Here is a 20154-nt window from a genome sequence, read left to right on the forward strand (position 1 = left end):
TCAGCGAGACGGGCGGTCAGCGCCCTGATCCTGCGGCTTCGGACCTTGTACCTGCGCTGCTGATTCTGAATTTCCACTTTCATTGCGGGGGTAGGCGACTCGTCCATGGAGCATGTTGGTGAGCGTGAACGTAAAGGACGACTTGATCTCGCTGAGCTGGGCGAGCGTCAGTTCGCAGTTTTCGAGCTGACGGTCTTTCATCTTCGAGCTGACGATCTCGTCGACCATGTTTTCGATGCGGCTGGGCGTGACTTTTTCCAGACTTCTCGACGCCGCCTCCACGGAGTCGGCGAGATGGAGGATCGCCATTTCGGGGGAGACGGGCCGGGGGCCGGGGTAGCGGTAATCCTTGTCGTCGATGCGCGAATGGCCGCCTTTCTCCTCCTCCTTGGCCTGGTGGTAGAAGTAGGAAATGAGCCCCGTGCCGTGATGCTCCCGGATGCCCTCGATGATCGGACGCGGGAGCCGGTACTTGCGCGCGAGGTCCACGCCCTCCTTCACGTGAGACATGATCACCAGGGTACTCATGCTCGGCGCGATTTCGTCGTGCGGGTTATCCTCCTGCTGGATGTTCTCCGAGAAGTAGTTCGGTTTCACGAGCTTGCCGATGTCGTGGTAATAGGCGCAGACCCGCGCGAGCAGCGGGTTGGCGCCGATCCTCTCCGCGGCGGCCGAGGCCAGGTTCGCCATCATCAGCGAGTGGTGGTACGTTCCCGGCGCTTCGAGCGCGAGCCGCTGGAGCAGGGGATGGCCCATGTCCGAGAGCTCCAGCAGCCGGATGTCGGTGGTGATGTCGAACATGGATTCGAACATCGGGATCAGGATCACGGCCGCCGCCGCGGAGAAGAGGCCGCTGGCGAACCCGGCCGCGGCCTGCAGGGCGATGATTTCGGGCGGCGGACGGTTGAGCACGGCCATGATCAGTACGAAGATCACGTGGATCGATCCGATGAACACCCCGGCCCGCAGGAGACTCGAGCGGCGCTTCACATCGCGGGCCACAAACGACGCCCCGGCCGCGACGAACAGGCCGAGCAGAAACATGCTGTATTGCTCGCCGAAGAGCGTGGCCACGGCCAGACTGGTCCATAATCCGACCACGAATCCGGCACCGCCGCCGAGGAGGATCGTACCCAGCAGCGGGGCGAGTCCGTAGGGGAGCATGGTGTCGAGCAGCGCGGGCGGTATGACCCCGGGCGTCGAGGCGGCGAACAGCAGCAGCTTGAAGAGCAGAAGCGAAATGAGCGCGAGCAGCGCGAGCAGGGTCACCTCCCGGTACTCGAACCGGCGCCGGTGTTTCAGCAGCCGGTAGAGCCCCGTGCACGCGGCGAGCGCGAGCAGCAGGATGAGGCCGTGTCCGAGCGCGCCCAGCAGGCGCGCAAACGGGTCCTCCAGCTCGCGCAGCCTTTCCTGGTAGGCGCGCAGCTTGATCAGGTCCTGCTCGTTCAGCCGGCTTCCCGACTTGACCAGGGTCGTTCCGGCGACCACTTCGCGCGACACGGGTTTGACCCGCTGGCGCGCTTCTTCACGCAGGGTGCCGGTGCGGGCCTGGTTGTATTCCAGATTGGGCACCAGCCACTTGGCAAGCAGCCGGCGGTATACGGCGTCCCCCAGATCCGGGATATCGCGCTGCCGGCTGAGTTGGCGGGCGATCTCATGGACGGCTTCGGCGGGCGTGGCGAGCTGATCGATGGCGGCGGAGGCCTGCACGCGGTCGTCCTCGCGGTAGAGATGGATCACCGCCTCCGGTGCGAGCCCGCGGAAGCGGGTCTCGCGGTCTTCCGGGGAGATCAGGCCGGAGGCGTAGGCCGCGCGCATCGATTCCGTCAGCCTTTCATGCGTGGCTTCGATCCGGTTCTCCTTGAACAGCGGCGCGAAATCCTCCGCGCGGAGGTCCAGTCCGAGCACGTCAAGCGTGTCGGTCAGCGAACGGCGAAGTTCATCCGACTCTTCATCGGGGGCGGCGCGCAGTCGTTCGACGCGGTTGAATATCTTTTTCAGCGATTGGCTCGCATCCTCAAACGGCGCCATGCTGATCTGAAACACGGGGGGGACGGCCTCGCCGGCCTGCGTACGCCGCAGCCGGGTCTCGGCCAGGTCCCTGTGCTGGAAGTCCACCGTGGCCACCACGGTTTCCGGGGCTCGCTGGCCGGGGGCGAGCGCGGCGTATTTCATCGGCTTCTGATGAAACACGAAAAAGAGGAGGATCGTGACGGCCCACAGCAGCAGGAGCTGGAGCGTGTTCAGCACCGTGAAGCGCGAGACCCCCTGACGGGTCCGGGGTGCGTGTTTACGCGCGGCGATCCGCTCCTGCGGCTTCTTCTTCTGCGGGGGGCGGTTTCGGGTCATGATTCCGTCTCCTGCTCCGCGTTCCGTTTGCGATAGGCGCGAATGATCTCCTGGACGATCGGGTGCCGGACCACGTCCTCTTCGGTGAGATCGCAGAAGCCGATCCGGTCCAGGTGGGCGAGCAGACGCCGCGCTTCGAGCAGTCCCGACGGCTTGTTCGGGGGCAGGTCGGTCTGGGTGGCGTCGCCCGTGACCACGCAGCGCGAGTCGAAGCCGAGCCGCGTCAGGAACATGAACATCTGTTCCATGGTCGTGTTCTGGGCCTCGTCCAGAATCGTGAAGGCGTGATTGAGCGTGCGCCCGCGCATATACGCGAGCGGGGCGACCTCGATCACGCCCTTGCTGCGATAGCGTTCGACTTCATCGGCGGAGAGCATGTCGTAAAGCGCGTCGTAGAGCGGACGCAGGTACGGATCGACCTTCTCCTGCAGATCGCCGGGCAGGAATCCCAGCGTCTCGCCGGCTTCGATCGCCGGGCGGGTGAGAATGATCCGGTTGACGTTCCCCTGGAGCAGTTCGGAGACGGCGACGGCCATCGCCAGGTAGGTTTTCCCGGTCCCGGCGGGGCCGATGCTGAATGTCACGGCACTGCGGTAGATCTGTTCGAGGTAGACCTGCTGCCCGAGCGTGCGCGGGAAGATCGAAGGCATGCGGGGGCTCACATCCACCCGTATCTTCGAAAGCCGGGCGAACACGTCCTCGCGTCCCGAGCAGAAGGCGCTCAGGGCGTAGTCCAGTCCCTGGCGGCTGATGCTGACGCCTTCCTCGCGGACATGGCGGACGCCGTCAAAAAACCGGATCGCGCGGCGAACCGCCTCGTCCTCCCCCTCGATCTTAAGCCACAGATCGCGGGCGGTAAGTTTGACTTCGAGAGCCTCCCCGATGCGTTCGCGCATGCCGTGCCGCTCTCCGGAGATATCGCGCACTTCGCGGGGGTTCTCGAAATGAAGGGTTTCCGTACTCATAAGAATGCAGGGGAGGGCGCACGTCCGGCTTTTCAGCGCCGGAGGCACCCGGCCTTCCCGGGCGGGAAGGCCTCCCCGACCGCAAAAAACCGGCGGTCGCCGGTCCGCTGCGGTGGCTCCTGTACGTGGTGTTTCATCAAAGAATGAAACCCGATTCGCTCCCGGCGGTCAAGCGCAAGCCGAGCAGCGGCAGCAGTTCTCATTAGGGCCGCATTCCGACCGCGGACGGCGTGGCAGCCGTCCCTCCCGAGTCGATATCCGACGCATTTTCGGGCACTGGGAGGGTCGGGTGCCACCCCGACCGAAAAGGGTGAAGCCATAATGAGAATCGCTGGAGCAGCGGGGGAGGATAGGGATCGGGGTCAGAATCCACCTGGAAGAACTGGGGGAGACGGTCCATCAGAACAACCAGCGCACCCCGGTCGCCAGGCGGTACTTCGTCTCGTACGATCCGCCGCGTTCGACCGGGAGCCGCAGGCTGACTTCCCAAGCCCAGCGGGTGGCCTCGTAAAGTAGACCCAGGGCGGCATCGGAGCGCGTGTCGCCTCCATCGGTCCATGCGTTGAGCGATTCGGTCATGGTGTACCACGCCCCGCGCGTGGCGGCGGAGTATTCGGCGGGGACGAGGCGGTAGAGGTAGGACCCGTTCAGCAGGACGGCGTCGGGTTCGTCGCGGTATCCCAGCCACTCGGCGTGCGCGTTGAATCCGTGCCGGTCGAGGATGGTCGTGGAGACGACCCCGAATCGCGGAAAGGTATCGCCGGTGCGACCGGTGTCGTGATCGCCGGGAAACGACGCCCCGCCGAGCAGCGACGCGCGCCACGTGTTCAGCGGGCCGAAGTCGCGCTGCAGGACGCGCTGTTTGAGCCGCAGGGTCGTGAATCGAAGCCCGGTCTCGTCCTCGCCCTCGCGGTCCGCGTGTGCCCAGTCGGCGTCGACGAGCAGGGCGAGGGTGCCGCGCAGGCCGTAGGCGAGCTTGAGCCGCGCGGCCAGGTCGTCGACCTCTTCCCCGTCCCGCTCATACGAACCGGCGGAGAAGATGGATCGCGCGTATAACTGGTCCGCGCCCGGATGCGTCGCCGCCTCCATGAACGTGGGTTCCTGCGCGCCGGCGGTTCCGGCCGCGGCCGTCACGAGAAGCATCGCCGCTGCGATGGCGTACCGGCGGATCATTGGGCCGCTCCTTCGATCCGGATTCCCTTCGGCGTGAAGCCTGCGTCCTTTACCGCGCGGTTCAGATCGTCGCGCGTCACGGAGTGATTCTCCGCGAGCTGTACCGTAACCGAGCCGGTCTTCAGGTCGACCGAGGCCTCCTCGACGCCATCGATCTTCTTCAGCCGTCCGTCCAGGTTATGCGCGCACAGCGGACAGCTCAGCCCGTGCGCCGTGACGACCACCGTCTGATGCCCCGCCAGGCTCGCTTCCGGGGTCGCGCCCGTCTCCGTTCCCGTCGGCGTCACACATCCCGCCAGTCCGATCCCGGCGGCCAGAAGGAATACCAGTATTTTCATCTCACGCCTCCTCGACGTTTAATTATGCGTTCTCTGGTCACCTTTATAGTCGAAATCCGGATCGAAATCGAAAGGGAAATCGTTACCCGCCATGAAGGACATGAAGAGCATGAAGGTTGGTTCGGGGGGGGAGAAGGACGACAAACGTTCGTAGTAGCGCCGCAAGCGCCCGAAGGGCCAAGGCGCGTGAAGATAACGGCCCTGGCCCTGCTTCGCAGGCCTGCGGGCCTACTACGAGCGTAAGAGAGAACGCACGATCTCTTCTCATTCCTCTTTGCGATCCCGGCGCCTTTGCGAGAGTCATGTCGATCGTTCGTAGTAGCGCCGCGAGCGCCCGAAGGGCCAAGGCGCGTGATATCGTTCGTAAACAGGCGGGACAGATCATGCCCTCAATGGCGGGACAATCCCGCTTGCCCCTGCGGCCGCACACGCCGCACGCGTTGTTTCTCGCCATGATCATGATCCAGCCCCCGGCAGTTCGGTACCCTCATTGAGAATCGTGATGTAGTCAACGTAACTGAAGACCCGATCGCGCTTGCGGCCCGTGATCTCGCTCGCCAGACCCATTTCGCAGAGCCGATCCAGTGTCTTGTTCACCGTGACGTGACTCAGCCCGGTTTCGGCTTCAATGGCCCGCGAGGTCGTTAGGGGGCGACGCAGTAGCTCGTGATGTACCCGCAGTGCGGACCCTGCCGCCCGGCCCAGCGCCTGGATCCGGTCGCGATCCCGACCGGCCATGGTTTCCAGGCGCTGCACGGTGTCCACTGCCTGGCCGGCGGTGGTTGTCACGGCCTCAGCAAAGAACTCCAGCCATGCCTCCCAGTCGCCGTCACTACGAACCCGGTTCAGCAGGTCGTAGTAGGTGCCGCGATGGGTCTTGAAAAAGAGACTGAGGTACAGCATCGGTTCACGAAGTACCCCCCGCTCGCACAGCAGCAATGCCACCATAAGCCGGCCCAGGCGTCCGTTGCCGTCAAGGAACGGGTGAATAGTCTCGAACTGAACATGGGCGAGAGCTGCCTTGAGCAATGGTGGTGTCGGCTCGGGTTCATCATGCAGAAACAACTCGAGCGCGCCCATGCACTCCATGACCCGCTCAGGAGGCGGTGGCACAAAGACGGCGTTACCGGGGCGCGTCCCGCCAATCCAGTTCTGGCTCCGCCGGAACTCGCCGGGGGTTTTGCCGCTGCCCCGCCCATGCGCGAGCAGGCGCTTGTGAATGTCCCGGAGCAATCGCAGCGACATGGGGAAGTCGCCGCGAATACGCTTGAGACCATAGCCCATCGCCGACACGTAGTTGCTGACTTCCTGTACGTCGTCGAGCGGGACGCCCGGCTCTTCCTCCAGCTCGAAAAGCAGCAGGTCTGACAGGGAAGACCGGGTGCCTTCGATCATCGAAGAGAGCACCGCCTCTTTGCGTACGCAGGTATAGAGGAACAAGGAGACGTCGGGCAGAAACGTCGTCACGCTGTCCAGGCGGCCCAGGGCAAGAAGTGCCTCATCAAAGCGGGCCCGAAGCCCGGCCGTCCAGTCGACAGGCGGAGAGGGAGGCAATGGAGCCGGAACAAACGCCCGCACCTTCTCTCCGGCTGTGGATACGGCCTCGTATTTCCCTTGTAGCGATCGTTTCATGGTTGCCTTACATAGCACACGACGCAATGTAACTTTTCGGCGCGAACGCTACATTCTTCCGTGCGGCATGTCAACTTGAGATTCATGGGATGCGGAGACTGGAGAAGGAATGGCGGGAATGCTGAGCGGAAGTGGCTACGGATGCAAGCACTCAGAACCCCAGGATGTCAAGGCACCACTCATGTCTGGTTTTTTTTCGCCATCGAGTGTGCAACGCACTGCACAGCAGTGTCTTAAGGAATGGAGTGGTCAAATGATATGGCCGGATATGGCCACTTGTTTGGCCACATTCTGGCCGTACGCGAGGCAGCTCGTCAATCCAGTTCGATGACCCCGGCAATGAGCTTCCAGCAGGGCGGACTCCCCTCCCAGCCGTCAAACGCTTTTGGGAGCGTCATGCTCATCGTCAAGAGGCAGTTTCGGGACGGCTCGTGGCCTTCGTTCAGCTTGTTGAAGAAGACTGGATCGGTGATGCCAACTTCGATCTCCCTTCCCGCTGACCGGAGAAGTCCCTTCCAACTCGGCTTGTCTGTCTCATTCGCCCGCGTGTCTCGGACGCGGAAATCGCGCACGTGGATCAGCTGCAGCGTGATGCGTTCCTGGAACGGCTTCGCCTGCATCTCCTCCAGCGTACAGAACTTCTTATGGTTGTGGAGAATGACGCGTGGCCGTTGCGCGTACTTCATGACGTCCTGTGGGGTAGCCTTCCCCGCGAGATTCCACTCACCCTTCAGGATGGTGCGATTCTCGGATTCGAATTCAAAGTCGGGACCCGTATCTGAGAGCGGAATCTCGATGATATCAAGAATCTCGGGGAAATGTCCGCCAAGGTGCATGTTCCCTTCCGATATGCGATCTTCTCTGCTTGCCTGTCGTAGGCCTTCTCAACGAGGCCGGTCGCACTGCTCAAATCTCCGAAAAGTTCCGGCTCGAGCTTGAACTGCTTGACAAGACGGTCCTCGACGTCAGCCTGGGTCTCCGTGCTTCCATCACCCAGAACATGCACAATCTCGATGTCTGGCCGCGTGCGCCTCAATTCTCGGGAGATGAGAATCGTGCGGTGACACGTGACGGGATCGGCTTCGGAACACATCAGCGCAATCACGTATTCGTCCAAGCCGCGGATCAGCCGGTCAAGACCCTGACGAAAGAGCGGCAGATCCTTGATTCTTGCGTAGCGCGCCTGATCGCCTTCGTAGCAGCTGCTCTCAGAGCGGCGCGCTCCCAGCTCGCGGCCAAGGAACACGTACTGAATATTGGCCTCTTCGAGCGCCCTCTGTAGGGCCTCCTTGTTGAACTGCGGCACGAATCGACTGTAAGGACTCGACCTGACATCGGCTACGGCTGACACGCCATGCCGGTGAAGAAGTCCAATGAAGTCCTCCGTTGTATGGTCAGAGTGCCCTATGGTGTACAGCCTGTTCATCGCCCCACGTCCGGCAGCCTTTGTCCTCAGATTCGGGTTCGATACCACCAACATCAGACTACCTCAATGGGCTGGATTGGACAAGCATGGCCTGCCGGACACTGCGATTCAGACAGTGGGGAGGGTGCGTCGGTTTTCGTGGCCCCTCGGCCGCGTTCAGCATGGCCATGCGGCCGGGGCCCTGTGTTTGAGGTCGACGGCAAGCGCGCTGTTCTCCTCTACGATGCGGTCCGTATATACGATGACGTAATCGGAGGTGGGTACGAGTTCCTCCCGCATGCGGCTCTTGCTGGCCTTGTTCAGTTCCTTACGTGCCTGACGCAGGATCTGCTGTTGCAGCAGCGAGTAGGTCAATGCCGTGAAGATGATCTGATTGACGACGAGTTCAAAGCATGGCGAGGTGAAGTCGGCCAGATCTCAGAAGCATTTCAGATGGCGATGCCGCGCTTCGATTCCCACGCGGATGTGGTAGCGCTTGAGAGCCGGGGCCGCATGCTGCTCGTCGCCGGCGGTGGACAGAATGCCTCAACATTCTTCCGAGGTCTGGTCCTCGGGGCTGCGACACACGACCAGGTCCAGCGGAACCGAGCAACTGGACCACGTCGTCAACTCCTTGATGCGGGCGGCCATGATCTGTCCAGGTTCTTTCTGAGGCGGCAACTCGCCGGCCGCCCGCTTGGCGGCCAGCTCCGAAGGAGCGAAGGATTTTCCTGGCGTGCCAGCCGAAGCTCCGAAGGAGCGAAGGCTGGTGGGCGATACTGGACTCGAACCAGTGACCTCATGCATGTCAAGCATGCGCTCTAACCAGCTGAGCTAATCGCCCCCGTATCAACGAGCCTTGATCGGGGCGCAATATATGGGTTCGGGTTCGCGAAGTCAACACCTGCCCGCCGAATTGAGGACGGACGATCTCACCGCAGCCTGTGCGACAAAGGCCTTCCAGAAAGAGGAACCGCTAATGGACGCGAATCGACGCAAATATCAGAGGGCAGGGGGGTGATATCGTGTTGTACTTTCGGAGGTAGGCATGGAAGGTGCGCGAACAGTCTCTCCGCGGAGCGTGCGTGTGTTCAGGTGGGGCTCGCTGATCTGGTGTTGCTGTCGTAGTTGTGCAATTCTTGAAACTGAGTGCCTAATGGTGTATCCGTCCAGCCGTGAGCAGAACTGGTCGATGGATAGAGCACTGATAGCGCCCGGCGAAGATATGCTGGAGACGTCACAATCATGGCCTATGAGGTCGAAATTCTCTCAGGCGAACTGCGGCTGACTGTGCACGACCAGGCGGCTTGGGTTGAGGTTGCCGATCTCCTCGACCGAAACTTGGTACCTGCCGACATCCCATTAGCGAAAGTTCTCCAGTTCGAAGAAGGTGGTAAAAATGCAAGCGCTGGCGGTGACGAATGAACGTGAGGGGGGGTAATGCGGCGCAACACACCCCTGGCTGTATCGACAGGGCCTTCTACGCCGACTCGATTTCCGGGTTTCTGGATAAAAGTATGGATACGATTCTCGGCGCGTTGTCCGTCGGGAATTTGACCCAAGAGCAGATCAACGCATGGCGTGGTCAGGTCGACATCCTCAAGAGTTCACTGTCTGCGCGACCGGGCGGCGTCTTCTTTGAATACGCGATACCCCGAATGGGGAAACGCATTGACACCGTGCTAGTCATCGGAGGCGTGATCTTTGTCATAGAGTTTAAGGTGGGGTCGACGGCATTTCATGCGGCCGACATCGACCAGGTCTGGGATTACGCGCTGGATCTGAAGAATTTCCACGAAACAAGCCACGATTGCTATGTCGTTCCGGTTCTGGTTGCGACGGACGCAAAGGGTCCGACTCCTAGCCCCGCGATCAAAGCTGATGATGATAGATTGCTGCGCCCCGTGAAAAGCAACGCCTCGTCGCTCAAGGACATCCTTGCGTCGATTACGGTCTCGTTGGAGTCGGACGTCATTACCCCCTCTCATTGGGAACAGGGGCGGTATTGTCCCACTCCCACGATCGTTGAGGCAGCCTTGGCACTGTATAAGGGGCATTCGGTTGCCGAGATATCTCGCAGCGATGCTGGCGCACAGAACCTGCACGAGACCACAGATGCCATCTCACGTGTCATCACGGCCGCAAAAGCTGGCTCTTTCAAAGCGATCTGCTTTGTAACGGGCGTGCCGGGCGCCGGGAAGACGCTCATCGGTCTAAACATCGCCACCAAGCACCTGAAGAGTTCAGAGGATACGTACAGCGTATTTCTATCCGGCAACGGTCCACTCGTGAAGGTGCTTCAGGAAGCGCTTGCGCGTGATCGCATCGCCCGTGCTGCAGGCAGGGGCAAAAGGTTGCGCAAAGGGAATGCCTTGAGCGAGGTGAAGATGTTCGTTCAGAACGTCCACCATTACCGGGATGCCTACCTTCAGGATCCGGCTGCCCCTGTGGATCATGTGGCTCTTTTCGACGAGGCACAACGCGCCTGGGACCTGAGCCAGACCGCGAAATTCATGAAGCAAAAGAAAAACATCCCCGACTTTGACCGATCGGAGCCTGAGTTCCTGATATCGTGCATGGATAGGCACCAGGACTGGGGCGTGATTGTCTGCCTTGTCGGTGGCGGGCAGGAGATTCACACGGGAGAAGCCGGCATCGGGGAGTGGATTGACGCTCTGCAGCGGTCGTACCCCGATTGGCGTATCTACATCTCGGATCGGCTCACGGATAGCGAATACGCAGCAGGCCACGCACTCGATACGCTGGCAGATCGCCCGAACGTCGTCCACACGCCGGAGTTGCACCTCGGTGTTTCGATGCGCTCTTTCCGTGCGGAAAACGTCTCGCTGCTGGTGAAGCAGATTCTTGACCTCGATGCAGATGGCGCTCGGGAAACGCTTGCGGCGATCGCCGATAAGTATCCCATCGTCATTACGCGTGATCTTAACAAGGCCAAGCGCTGGGTAAGTTCACATGCACGTGGATCAGAACGATATGGCTTGGTCGTGTCCTCTCACGCGGAACGCCTGAAACCACATGCGATTGATGTCCGGTCGCCGATGAACCCGATTCACTGGTTTCTGGCAGGAAAGGATGATGTTCGGTCCTCCTACTACCTGGAAGATGTGGCCACGGAGTTCCATATTCAGGGTTTAGAGCTCGACTGGGCGTGTGTCACGTGGGACGGGGACTTCAGGCGATCGGAAAATGGCTGGGCGCACCACTCATTCCGAGGAAATCGGTGGGAGCGAATCCGGAAAGAAGACCGGAAGAGGTACCAGAAGAACGCTTACCGTGTTCTTCTCACCCGCGCGCGTCAGGGGATGGCGATTGTGGTCCCGCATGGCGATCCTGAGGACCCGACAAGGCGTCCGGAATTCTACGATCCGACATATGAGTATCTGCGTGATATTGGGTTCAGGGTGATTTGAGCGGAATGCCGTATTGACTGCTGTCTATCGCTGGTTCTCCAGAAGCAGCGCTTCCTGTTCGAGGCCGTAGCCGGTGGTGTCCATGATCTGAACAAGGCGAGAGACGATGGGGTGTGCTTCGCGGCGTAGTCGAGCCAGTATCGGCTCCGAATCGCGAAGCAGGGCGCGTTTACCGTAGCGAGCGAACAGCTCATCGATGGACTCAGGCACATGCAGGTCAACGCGGTTACCGAACCTGTTGTATAGTCGCAGGAATTCGTCGAGTCCGACGGGGTCGTAGTCGCCGCAGTGCAGGATCGAAGCGCCATTCATTTCGTCGGATGCAAGCCAGCGCTGGACGCGACCGGATAGACGCCCTCCAGCGTAGAGCGCGACAACTCGGCCGGTATCCAGCTTCTCGAAGTGGAGAAATACCTCCAGATTCTCGACGATGGCGATGCCTGTTTCAATCCGCCAGTTTTCTTCATCGTCAAGCAGCAAACAGGCGACTCCGGCGGAACGCGTGAGATCGAGCAGATCGACCTGGCTCTCACCGCGCGTGGCCTGGGCGGGTGCGAGGGCCCGCAGAAGAATGGGCTCCGCCGATGCCGTGCGGGCGCGCTTGGCATCTCGGAGTGTGCCGACGGCTTTGGCGCGCGGCATGATATCCCCGTCTTTGCAAGCGAGAGGAATGTCGCCATGAGGAAACAGCTTCGCCGTGAACTGATCCAACGCATCACGATCCGTCATCTCGAGAACCATGCCGCGTCCACGTCTGCGGCGCACCACCGCGCCGGTCTCGAGTAGCGGCCGCAGTTGTCTCTCAGTTCGGGCACTGAGTGCCGAATAGGGGAGGCTGCCCGCTTCAGCCAGTGCCTTCAATGCACGGTATGTGCCATCAGTGATCAACAGAGGCCTCTCTGTCGACAATCCGCACTAGCGAAGATGCGGGATCGAGCACAACCCGGCCGTTTTCCTGCTCCGTCATAAAGTAGAGCCGGTCCGCGGCGTCCATCGCATCCGGGCTGGCAAGAACGGCCACGAAGCCCATTTCACGCGCAGCTCGCACCAAAGCGGCCAGGTTGTCGTTATCCAAGCTCGAACACTCATCCAGATAAAACGGGATGCGTACATTGGCGCCTTCAAGAAGGCCCTGAAGCAGAACAAGGTTGACCAACACCTTGATCGTGATCGTGGTGCCGTTGGACTCGATGGCGTCCAGATGGGCATGCTGCTGAACCCGTTCGTCCGGAGTGCCCACCTCAAACTGCAGGTCAAAGAGGTCTTCGAGGTCGACACGCGGATGCTCGGAAAGAAGCCTTCCCAGGTCGTCAAAGGACTGGCGCACGGTTTGCGCGTCTGCGAACAGCGGCATGTCCTCGTTGAGGTTGACGCCGCGTATGTGGCGAACCCAGTCGGGTCGCTCGTGAACCAGCACCCGAAGTGAGGTTAGATTGGAAATCGTAACACGGCCGATCTGCCGGTTCAGCCTCTGAACCAGGGCCTTGAGCGTGTCCAGATCGTGACCGATATTGCTGAGCGCTTTTTTGATGCCCACCGCTATACCCGTCCACAATTCCTGTACGGCTCTTTCGCGTAGCGGGATGCTCTCCAACTGCTCACGCAGTGCCGCAACGGTGGCCGATTCATCCGCGCGCGCATAGCGGCTGTAGGTCTGTCGTTCGATGCGGTTCAGTAGCTCGTCCACGTGGTTCTGCTGAATGCGCTGATCTTCAAATGCCCGGTGGTACCGTGCCTTCAGCTCGTCGAGATCGTCCGGAAGGTCGTCACAGGGCACCATGGGCCATGCGCTTGCGGGTCGCTCGATGTCCCGAACGGTTCGGTCAAGCTCGTCCCGGCGCTGATCGATCCGCTGCATTTCGCTGCGGCTATGATCGGCGGCACGGCCGAGCCGCAGACGCTCCTCCTCCAGCTCGCTTCGTTCCGCTTTGCGTGCCGCCTGCTCTTTTTCGATTGTTTCAATGTCGGCTCGCCATGTCTGCTCGTGCGAGGCTTGTTCCTGAAGCCGATGGTAGTCGCTGAGATCTCGAATGAGGCGGGTCAGTTCGTCTTCAAGGGCCTGCTTCTCGGACCGAAGCTTGGCGGCGTCGCGCGCACCTTCAAGCGCCTGGCGACACTGGGACTGTTGGGATTCAAGATCGTGAATCTCGCGTTCGATCGTCGCGGGATTGCGGTACGCATCGATCTCCGGTGGGGGTAGTCCGGCGAGGTTGATGCGTACGCCGGCGCCCCGCCACATTCCACCGTCGCGCATGTCAAGCACCGCCCGCAGGGTCTTTCGGGCATGGGCATCGTCCTCGATGCCCCCCGGGGCATTTTCGCCCTTGACAGGCAAGGACAATAGCTCGGGACTGAGCAGACGAAACAGGTCCGCCAATTCGGAGTCATCGAAGTGCTCGCGCAACCAGTGGATCGCTGCTTCGGCCAGTCCCTGCAGGCGCCTGCGCTTCTGCAGAATATCCGCGTCCAGCCTCTTGAGACGCGCTTGAAGCTGACCCTCTGGCGTCTGTTCCGACTGGCCCAGACGGAAGGCGAGGCGATCGATCTGCCGGCGAACGTCATGCTGCCGCTGTTCGGCCCAATCGGGGAGGAAGTCGGCAAGACGTCGGCGTTCTTCATCAATGCGCTGGACGTTGCCGTTCAACTCACCAAGCCGATGGTCTTGTTCGGCGATCTTTCCGCTGATCTGCTCCATGCAATCCTGCACCGTCTTGCTGCGCTCCTCGGACTTCTGAAGTTGCTGGCGTAGCGCCGACTCATACCGGTCCAATCGGGCATGCGCTTCGGTCACGGCCTGTCCCATCGCTTGCCATAGCGCCGGCAACATTCGTCGGCATTCGTCGCGTCGCTCAATATGCTTTAACAGTGCTTCAATGTCGTCCTGAAGCCGCTTCAAATCCTGAACTTCCCGGGAGTCGTGTTGAACCTTTTCGAAGCCCTGAGCATAGGTATCAGCCAGGTTGATACTGCGCTGTTGAAACTCTCCTTCGAAGATATCCAGGATAAGCCGCTTAAGCTCGTCCTGCTTCAAGTGGGAGAGGCGGAGAATGTTGTTAAACACCTTGCGAAAGCGTTCATAGGCGCCGCTATGGCGGGCTGGAACGAGCCCTAGATCGACTCCCCGGCTGTCGCCTACGCCGGTCAAGGCCGCGCGGAGCTGGTTGGGCTTGAGGCGCGTGAAGTCGCGATCGGCGAGCGCCCGGAAGATCTCCTCGTGCGGACGAATGCGACGGTTGGTGTCCAGGTAGTCGGTCGCATCGAGGCGGCCGGCGTAGGAAAATCGCTCGAACTCGTACTGCCTAACGGGGCCGAGACCATGCGCACCCACGACTTGGAATCCTGTCGGAGTGAGGCATTCAAAAAGTGCGAAACTGTGAACGTCCGGAAAGTAATAACGTCTGGTTTCCGGCATCTCGCGTGCGAAGTGCATTTGGCGCTGGTCGTCGATATACAGCATCTGCAACAGTGCGATGAGGGAAGTCTTTCCCACGTTATTGGGCCCCACAAGGTGCAGGGGGGCGTCGAGTTCGACCTCCGCAAAATCGAACTTACCGCAGTTCAACAGCACTACTTTGGAGGGGCCCTTACGTTGGCTGTCAGTCATTGTTCACCGCTTGTTGATCACGATCGGTCGATTCGCCATCGCTGGGTTCGGAAGCAGTACGATCCGCTGCCGGCATTTCGAGTGCGAGATCGAGAAAGCGATAGGCGGCGGGGCGAAAGGTGAAGCTCTCGTCTGGAAGGCGGTTTACGAAGCCGAAGCGCTCCATGGTCTGCACAAGTTGCTCGACCTCACCCGGCTCCGTGATGCCTGCTTCACGCATAAGGCGCCGATAGCGCTCCACGGTCAGGTGAGGCAAATCGCCGGGGCGGAAATGTCGCGACATGACGGTTTCCTCTATCGCATCGCCCCGGTCGGCGAGATGCTCGATGAGGATGAACACGAACACAGCCATCCGTGCGGAAAGGTCCGTGAAGTTGCTGCGGTCGACGAAATAGAAGAAGTCCCGGGGGTGGTGCACCAGCTCGAATCCGAGCTTTGCAAAGAGCGCTGTGAAGTCCTCGGTGTGAGACTTAAGTGGCGTGTAGAGGGAACCGTCGGTCATGCAGACGTGTCGCCCCCGACGGAGTGCCTCGAAAACGGCTTCAAGGTTCGGCAAATCGAAGCGTGTATCGGCGTCCTGAGTCATCGCTCAATATCTCCGGTTGCCACCGACATGGGATGCGCGGACAGACAGAGATTCCCGAGCTGATATCTGCGGCTGGGGGACCCGAAATTCGTGTGTCCGTAACGCCCCCCGTGCAACCGCCCATACAACTTGAGCAGAGTTAGCGGCGCCGCATGCGGATAGGTCTCGGCAAGCCACGCGAAGGCATCATCGATCGGGACTGCGGAGCGCGCATCTTCCGGGAACCGCGCCAGGTCATCATAGTCCTGTTTCTGCCCCGGAGACAGCGGGGCAGGCAGTGGCTCGGGGGCGTGCGGTTCGTAACCTCTCAGCTCGAACAGATAAGCTTCCAGGGCCAGATCGCTGAAGATGCCACGTTGCCGCCAGTTGCAAATGCCCATCTTGTTGGGTAAGTCCAGCGAGGAGAGCCCCCGGTGCACGATGCGCTCAAGGGCATGCGATGCGCCTCGCGCGATCGCCGTTTCCTGGCGGAGCTCCTCATAGAGGGGCGTGACTTCCCGCACGGTTTCGTTGAAGTCGTCCAACACGTCGCGTCGAAGACGCCGTAGGCGGGCCTCGCCGCCACGGACAACTTGTTGAACCACACCATCGGCGGCAAAACGGGTCTCCGCGTCTCCGTATACGCGCGTCAGCCGGTCGAGCGCCGCGTCCATGCTCTTCTGCGTGTCAATGATGTCGCGCAGGGGAGCGATATAGCGCGTCCATAAGCGATTGATCACCTCGTAGCGTTGCCGCGGCGCAAGGCGTTCCCGGTTGGTTTTGATCCGGATCACATCCGCGATAACCTTCGCACGGTTGTTGCGCGAGTCGTGCCGCATCCGCTCGACATGTTCCTCAAGTTCGCCGTTGACCCGTACGAGCAGGTCGCTGTTGGCCGCACTGACGGCATCTCCAAGCTCGGAGGCCAGGTTGTCGATCGCATTAAAGTAGGAGCGAATGACCTCGACGCTGGTCAGTCGGTACTCGCGCAGCAGATAGCCCATCAACGTTGCCACGGGACGTGTCATCTCGAGCTGAGCCGTCGCTTGGGGCGACGGCTCCAGGATGCCGAGGTCCAGCAGCCGGTCACGCATATATGGTGCCGTAGGAGATTGGGGCTCCGCATATCGCCGTATCAACGCGAAGACCTCCGCCTCAGGCAACCCGTCCTTCTTGTAGTACAGTTCGCACAGCAACGCATAATGCTCTGCCGCAAATCGGAAGAACGTCTGTGGATTCGTCAATGCCATCTATACCCCAAAAAACAGATCGACTATATAAGCGAATCCTATACTACTCGCGCGGTCATGTCCATTTGAGTCGATAGATGGGTTGTCGGTGGTTGTCGGGGCATAGAGCAGAGCCGTTTCCTTATCGCCGGGCTTCGGTCAACGGCAGAAGATGGGTTCGCGGTAGTGTTCGATGGCTCCAGGGGCCGGGGTGAAGCGGTGCGGCGCTTTTCAGAGAGGCTACACGGGATACCTTGGCTGGCCTTAGCCAGCGCGGTCGGGATCTTGCGCCCGGCGGCGGGATGAGTATAATGACGGCTTTTGAGCGCAAAGAAAACCGGAGAGGTATACAGGATGAAAAAGGTGTTGATTCCGACGAAGCTGAATGCGGTGGCGAGAGAGCTGCTGAAGGACAGCGGAGGCTATAATGTGGTTCACGACGACAGTACGGAGCTGAAGGAACTGGCGGCGCAGCATCCGGATACGTACGCGTTGATCGTGCGCAGCGATAAGGTCACGCCGGAGATCATCGACGCGCTGCCGGAATTGAAGGTCATCGTACGCGCAGGCGCAGGCTACAATACGATCGATATCCGCTACGCCCGCCAGCGCGGCGTCGATGTCATGAATACCCCCGGCGCCAACGCGAACGCAGTCGCGGAAGAAGTCGTCACCCTCATGCTGGCCGACGCCCGCCACGTGGTCCAGGCGGATGTCTCGACCCGCGAGGGCAAATGGGAGAAAAAAACGCTCATGGGCCGCGAACTGACCGGCAAGACGGTCGGGATCGTCGGATTCGGGGCGATCGGACGCCTCGTGGCCCGGCGACTGGCGGGATTCGATATCAAACTGCTCACGTATGATCCGGTCCTTTCGGAAGATCGGGCGGAGGAATTCGGCGCGGAACTGGTCGACCTGCCGACGCTCTTCGAGCGCTGCGACTACATCTCGCTTCACATCCCCGAAAACGACGATACGCGCGGCATGATCAATAAAGACCTGGCCGGCCGTATGAAGGAGGGCGCGACGCTCGTCAATTGCGCCCGGGCGGGAATTATCAACGAGGACGACCTGCGCGCGGTGAAAGCCGAAAAGAACATCCGCTTCCTCAATGATGTATATCCGAAAGACGCCGCCGGCGAAAAGAGTGTGGCGGATATCGCCGACCTGATGATGCCGCACCTCGGCGCGAGTACGGTCGAGGCGAACTACAACGCCGCGAAACGCGCCGCGGACCAGCTCATGGAATACGACGAAAAGGGTATGTCGACCTATATCGTCAACCGCGATGTCCCCGAAGGACTGGACGAAATGTACGCGGACCTGGCCTATGATCTCGCCCACCTCGCGCGGCAGTGGGTCGGCGCACGCAATAAGCTCAAGATGATCGAAACCAGCGTGTACGGCTCGCTGAAGCCGTTCTCGGACTGGATGATCGTCCCGATCCTGGCCGCGGTCAGCGAGGAGTTCGACCGCAGTATGGAGGCCGCCGCGGCGCGCGAATACCTGAAAGATATGGGTATCGACTACAACGACCGCGAGACGGATGACACGAAGAACTACGGTAATACGATCACGATCGATCTCGCGGCCAATGTCGATCACGGCAGCCTGCGCCGGGTGAGTATCCGCGGTACGGTCGCCGAAGGGCGCCTGATGATCTCAAGGATCGACGATTTCGATAAGCTGTACTTTGAACCGGAAGGCCATGCCGTCTTCTTCCGCTATGAGGACCGTCCCGGCGTCCTCGGCCAGATCGGTGTGGCGCTGGCCGACCACGGGATCAATATCGACGATGTCCGTAACCCGCACGACGAAAGCGGGAAATACTCGCTGGCAATCATGAAAACCAGCAGCCCCGTCGATCAGGAGATCGTCGACCGTATCGCGGGCGAGATCGACGCGCCGTACGCGGTGGGGATCACGTTCTGATCTGCGGGATTAGCGGAATCGGTTAGCGAGATCGCGCCTTGTCTTCTCTGAGCCGGACGTCGGCGGCGGCGACGAGGTCTTCGCCGTCGCCGGGAAAACATGCACAGCCGGCGGAGAAGGGCAGGGGGGCCGTCTTCCGCAGGCGGTCCAGCAGATTCAGGGCCCCCTCGGAACCGGTCTCGGGAAGCACGACCAGAAACTCGTCGCCGCCCCATCGCCCGCACACGTCGGATCCGCGCACCGCCCTGCGCAGAAAGTCGGCGAACGCACGCAGCATCTCATCGCCGGCCGGATGCCCCTCCCGGTCGTTGACCGCCTTGAACCCGTCCAGATCGAGCAGCAGAACCGCTAACGGACGCCGGTAGCGAAGGCCGATCGCAAGCTGCTGCGAAAAAACCTGTTCAATACCCCGCCGGTTGAGGATTCCGGTGAGGGTATCCCGCGCGATAAGGGCTATTACCCGCTCAATCGTATTTTCATCGACCCCCTGCCGCCGTAAAGAATCGCAGAGCCCCCCCCACTCACCGCAGTACCGGTCATGCATGTCAGAGTTAATCATAAGTAATTCTTTTATGTTTTAGCCTGCCAGCTGAAAGAGCACAGAGAACCCGGATCCCAAGTATTCAAAATACGCGACATGGTGACGATATATTTTTAAATATTTCTGCAAATCATCATTGACGTAAAGAACAAAAAAGAGTTATGAACAATCCCAGTGATGGCGGGATTTATGGAAAGAATACAGAGTCGGAACCTGCACGTGAAGTTCCGAATCCGCTTTCCTGTATTTAAGGCTCTGTATTTCATAAAAAGACCCCGGGAAGGCGGATCCGGACCATAAAGTCATACGGAGGATACCAATCATGGCTAAGAAGAAAAGCAGTGTACAGCAGTCCGAGGCAGCCGACCGGAGAAAGCGCCGGGCGGAATCCAAGGAGGCGTTCCGGCGCCAGGTGTTCGACAAGCGCCGCTACCGCAGCTTCAGCGTAGAGGAGCTTCAGAAAATCCAGTCGATCTGCGATGAGTGGATCGAGCGGAAGAAGGCCAAAGAACTGGAAACGCTGAAGAAGGAAAAAGACGATCTCGATAAGCGCATCCAGGCTCTGAAGAAGTAAAGCATCTATCGCGGAGCAGGCTGAACACAGAAAAACCCCGCCTTCAGGCGGGGTTTTGTTTGTATCGCGGTGCGGATGTTTCCTGACTTCATCAGTGCCCGACTCGTACTCGAGTTCCTTGAACCGGGGGAGGGGGATCGCGCCTTCGGCGCTCCGAGTACGAATTATGTTTACCCCCCCTTACCCAACCTTCATGTGAAGGTAGGGACGGACCTCCGGGCCGTCCGCAAACGAGCGGCGCGCTCGGAGAGCACGCCCTGCCCAAGAGGTGCAAGCCGAACCCGTGCGTGAGAGTAGGGACGGACCTCCGGGCCGTCCGCAAACGAGCGGCGCGCTCAGCCTGTCCGCCGAAGGCATAAAGGGCCGAAGGCGGAGAGATCGCGCCCTACCCGGAAATCGCAAAGATGAATGAGAAG

Annotated in this window: 16 protein-coding genes and 1 tRNA gene; 4 read left to right on the top strand and 13 right to left on the bottom strand. The window is 60.5% G+C overall.

All coding sequences use genetic code 11. From position 1 onward, the window contains the following. From L21SP4_RS04660 to L21SP4_RS04700, 8 genes are all read right to left on the bottom strand, one after another. Nucleotides 1-2349: an HD family phosphohydrolase gene (locus L21SP4_RS04660; protein WP_052881569.1), complete on the bottom strand. Its 2349-nt coding sequence runs from the start codon at nt 2347-2349 to the stop codon at nt 1-3. Beyond that, on the bottom strand, nt 2346-3314 hold the full coding sequence (locus L21SP4_RS04665) for a PhoH family protein (protein ID WP_052881570.1): 969 nt from the start codon (nt 3312-3314) through the stop codon (nt 2346-2348). The genes L21SP4_RS04660 and L21SP4_RS04665 overlap by 4 nt, the downstream gene beginning before the upstream one ends. Nucleotides 3315-3713: 399 nt before the next feature. After that, entirely contained in the window at nt 3714-4487 is a 774-nt protein-coding gene (locus tag L21SP4_RS04670; RefSeq protein WP_052881571.1) for a hypothetical protein, read from the bottom strand. After that, a complete protein-coding gene (locus L21SP4_RS04675; protein ID WP_052881572.1) occupies nt 4484-4825 on the bottom strand; it encodes a heavy-metal-associated domain-containing protein in 342 nt (113 codons plus the stop codon). Before L21SP4_RS04675 ends, L21SP4_RS04670 begins: the two co-directional genes overlap by 4 nt. A gap of 456 nt (nt 4826-5281) precedes the next feature. Continuing rightward, complete coding sequence (locus tag L21SP4_RS04680; protein ID WP_052881573.1) at nt 5282-6457, bottom strand: Fic family protein; 1176 nt, start codon at nt 6455-6457, stop codon at nt 5282-5284. 314 nt (nt 6458-6771) lie between these two features. Next, complete coding sequence (locus L21SP4_RS13180) at nt 6772-7293, bottom strand: dual OB domain-containing protein (protein ID WP_169747691.1); 522 nt, start codon at nt 7291-7293, stop codon at nt 6772-6774. Then, the gene (locus L21SP4_RS13475) at nt 7188-7937 is read right to left on the bottom strand and encodes a DUF488 domain-containing protein (RefSeq protein WP_201774687.1); all 750 of its coding nucleotides are present in this window, start codon (nt 7935-7937) and stop codon (nt 7188-7190) included. The genes L21SP4_RS13180 and L21SP4_RS13475 overlap by 106 nt, the downstream gene beginning before the upstream one ends. 692 nt (nt 7938-8629) lie before the next feature. After that, nucleotides 8630-8706 (bottom strand) — tRNA-Val (locus L21SP4_RS04700). Between the two features lie 401 nt (nt 8707-9107). On the opposite strand from L21SP4_RS04700, the gene L21SP4_RS04705 reads away from it, so the two are divergent. Together L21SP4_RS04705 and L21SP4_RS04710 are read left to right on the top strand one after the other, a co-directional pair. Then, a complete protein-coding gene (locus L21SP4_RS04705; RefSeq protein WP_052881577.1) occupies nt 9108-9287 on the top strand; it encodes an NUDIX hydrolase in 180 nt (59 codons plus the stop codon). A gap of 92 nt (nt 9288-9379) precedes the next feature. Further along, nucleotides 9380-11293 carry a DUF2075 domain-containing protein gene (locus L21SP4_RS04710; protein WP_201774688.1) on the top strand — a complete coding sequence of 638 codons (1914 nt, stop codon included), beginning with the start codon at nt 9380-9382 and terminating at the stop codon, nt 11291-11293. 24 nt (nt 11294-11317) lie between these two features. Here L21SP4_RS04710 and L21SP4_RS04715 read toward each other — a convergent pair whose 3' ends face one another. The 4 genes from L21SP4_RS04715 to L21SP4_RS04730 all read right to left on the bottom strand — a co-directional run bounded on the left by L21SP4_RS04715 (nt 11318) and on the right by L21SP4_RS04730 (nt 16712). Then, nucleotides 11318-12034 (bottom strand): Wadjet anti-phage system protein JetD domain-containing protein, encoded by a 717-nt coding sequence (locus tag L21SP4_RS04715; protein ID WP_052881578.1) that lies wholly within the window; start codon nt 12032-12034, stop codon nt 11318-11320. Between the two features lie 136 nt (nt 12035-12170). After that, a complete protein-coding gene (locus L21SP4_RS04720) occupies nt 12171-14897 on the bottom strand; it encodes a hypothetical protein (RefSeq protein WP_052881579.1) in 2727 nt (908 codons plus the stop codon). Further along, a complete protein-coding gene (locus tag L21SP4_RS04725; protein WP_052881580.1) occupies nt 14890-15483 on the bottom strand; it encodes a condensin complex protein MksE in 594 nt (197 codons plus the stop codon). The genes L21SP4_RS04720 and L21SP4_RS04725 overlap by 8 nt, the downstream gene beginning before the upstream one ends. Continuing rightward, the gene (locus tag L21SP4_RS04730; RefSeq protein ID WP_144413757.1) at nt 15480-16712 is read right to left on the bottom strand and encodes a hypothetical protein; all 1233 of its coding nucleotides are present in this window, start codon (nt 16710-16712) and stop codon (nt 15480-15482) included. The genes L21SP4_RS04725 and L21SP4_RS04730 overlap by 4 nt, the downstream gene beginning before the upstream one ends. Nucleotides 16713-17045: 333 nt before the next feature. On the opposite strand from L21SP4_RS04730, the gene L21SP4_RS04735 reads away from it, so the two are divergent. Then, the gene (locus tag L21SP4_RS04735; protein ID WP_052881582.1) at nt 17046-18623 is read left to right on the top strand and encodes an NAD(P)-dependent oxidoreductase; all 1578 of its coding nucleotides are present in this window, start codon (nt 17046-17048) and stop codon (nt 18621-18623) included. A gap of 22 nt (nt 18624-18645) precedes the next feature. Here the strand turns inward: L21SP4_RS04735 and L21SP4_RS04740 are convergent, their stop codons facing one another. Continuing rightward, nucleotides 18646-19182, bottom strand: a complete 537-nt coding sequence (locus L21SP4_RS04740; RefSeq protein ID WP_052881583.1) for a GGDEF domain-containing protein — start codon at nt 19180-19182, stop codon at nt 18646-18648. A gap of 304 nt (nt 19183-19486) precedes the next feature. On the opposite strand from L21SP4_RS04740, the gene L21SP4_RS04745 reads away from it, so the two are divergent. Continuing rightward, complete coding sequence (locus tag L21SP4_RS04745; protein ID WP_052881584.1) at nt 19487-19738, top strand: hypothetical protein; 252 nt, start codon at nt 19487-19489, stop codon at nt 19736-19738. Nucleotides 19739-20154 lie beyond the last annotated feature (416 nt).

The organism is Kiritimatiella glycovorans, from assembly GCF_001017655.1.
In the GTDB taxonomy this organism is placed as follows: Bacteria; Verrucomicrobiota; Kiritimatiellia; order Kiritimatiellales; family Kiritimatiellaceae; genus Kiritimatiella; species Kiritimatiella glycovorans.

Coding starts and splice junctions, on each gene's coding strand:
- L21SP4_RS04660 (WP_052881569.1), bottom strand. CDS start 2,349: ATGACCCGAAACCGCCCCCCGCAGAAGAAGAAGCCGCAGGAGCGGATC.
- L21SP4_RS04665 (WP_052881570.1), bottom strand. CDS start 3,314: ATGAGTACGGAAACCCTTCATTTCGAGAACCCCCGCGAAGTGCGCGAT.
- L21SP4_RS04670 (WP_052881571.1), bottom strand. CDS start 4,487: ATGATCCGCCGGTACGCCATCGCAGCGGCGATGCTTCTCGTGACGGCC.
- L21SP4_RS04675 (WP_052881572.1), bottom strand. CDS start 4,825: ATGAAAATACTGGTATTCCTTCTGGCCGCCGGGATCGGACTGGCGGGA.
- L21SP4_RS04680 (WP_052881573.1), bottom strand. CDS start 6,457: ATGAAACGATCGCTACAAGGGAAATACGAGGCCGTATCCACAGCCGGA.
- L21SP4_RS13180 (WP_169747691.1), bottom strand. CDS start 7,293: ATGCACCTTGGCGGACATTTCCCCGAGATTCTTGATATCATCGAGATT.
- L21SP4_RS13475 (WP_201774687.1), bottom strand. CDS start 7,937: ATGTTGGTGGTATCGAACCCGAATCTGAGGACAAAGGCTGCCGGACGT.
- L21SP4_RS04705 (WP_052881577.1), top strand. CDS start 9,108: ATGGCCTATGAGGTCGAAATTCTCTCAGGCGAACTGCGGCTGACTGTG.
- L21SP4_RS04710 (WP_201774688.1), top strand. CDS start 9,380: ATGGATACGATTCTCGGCGCGTTGTCCGTCGGGAATTTGACCCAAGAG.
- L21SP4_RS04715 (WP_052881578.1), bottom strand. CDS start 12,034: ATGGTTCTCGAGATGACGGATCGTGATGCGTTGGATCAGTTCACGGCG.
- L21SP4_RS04720 (WP_052881579.1), bottom strand. CDS start 14,897: ATGACTGACAGCCAACGTAAGGGCCCCTCCAAAGTAGTGCTGTTGAAC.
- L21SP4_RS04725 (WP_052881580.1), bottom strand. CDS start 15,483: ATGACTCAGGACGCCGATACACGCTTCGATTTGCCGAACCTTGAAGCC.
- L21SP4_RS04730 (WP_144413757.1), bottom strand. CDS start 16,712: ATGGCATTGACGAATCCACAGACGTTCTTCCGATTTGCGGCAGAGCAT.
- L21SP4_RS04735 (WP_052881582.1), top strand. CDS start 17,046: ATGAAAAAGGTGTTGATTCCGACGAAGCTGAATGCGGTGGCGAGAGAG.
- L21SP4_RS04740 (WP_052881583.1), bottom strand. CDS start 19,182: ATGATTAACTCTGACATGCATGACCGGTACTGCGGTGAGTGGGGGGGG.
- L21SP4_RS04745 (WP_052881584.1), top strand. CDS start 19,487: ATGGCTAAGAAGAAAAGCAGTGTACAGCAGTCCGAGGCAGCCGACCGG.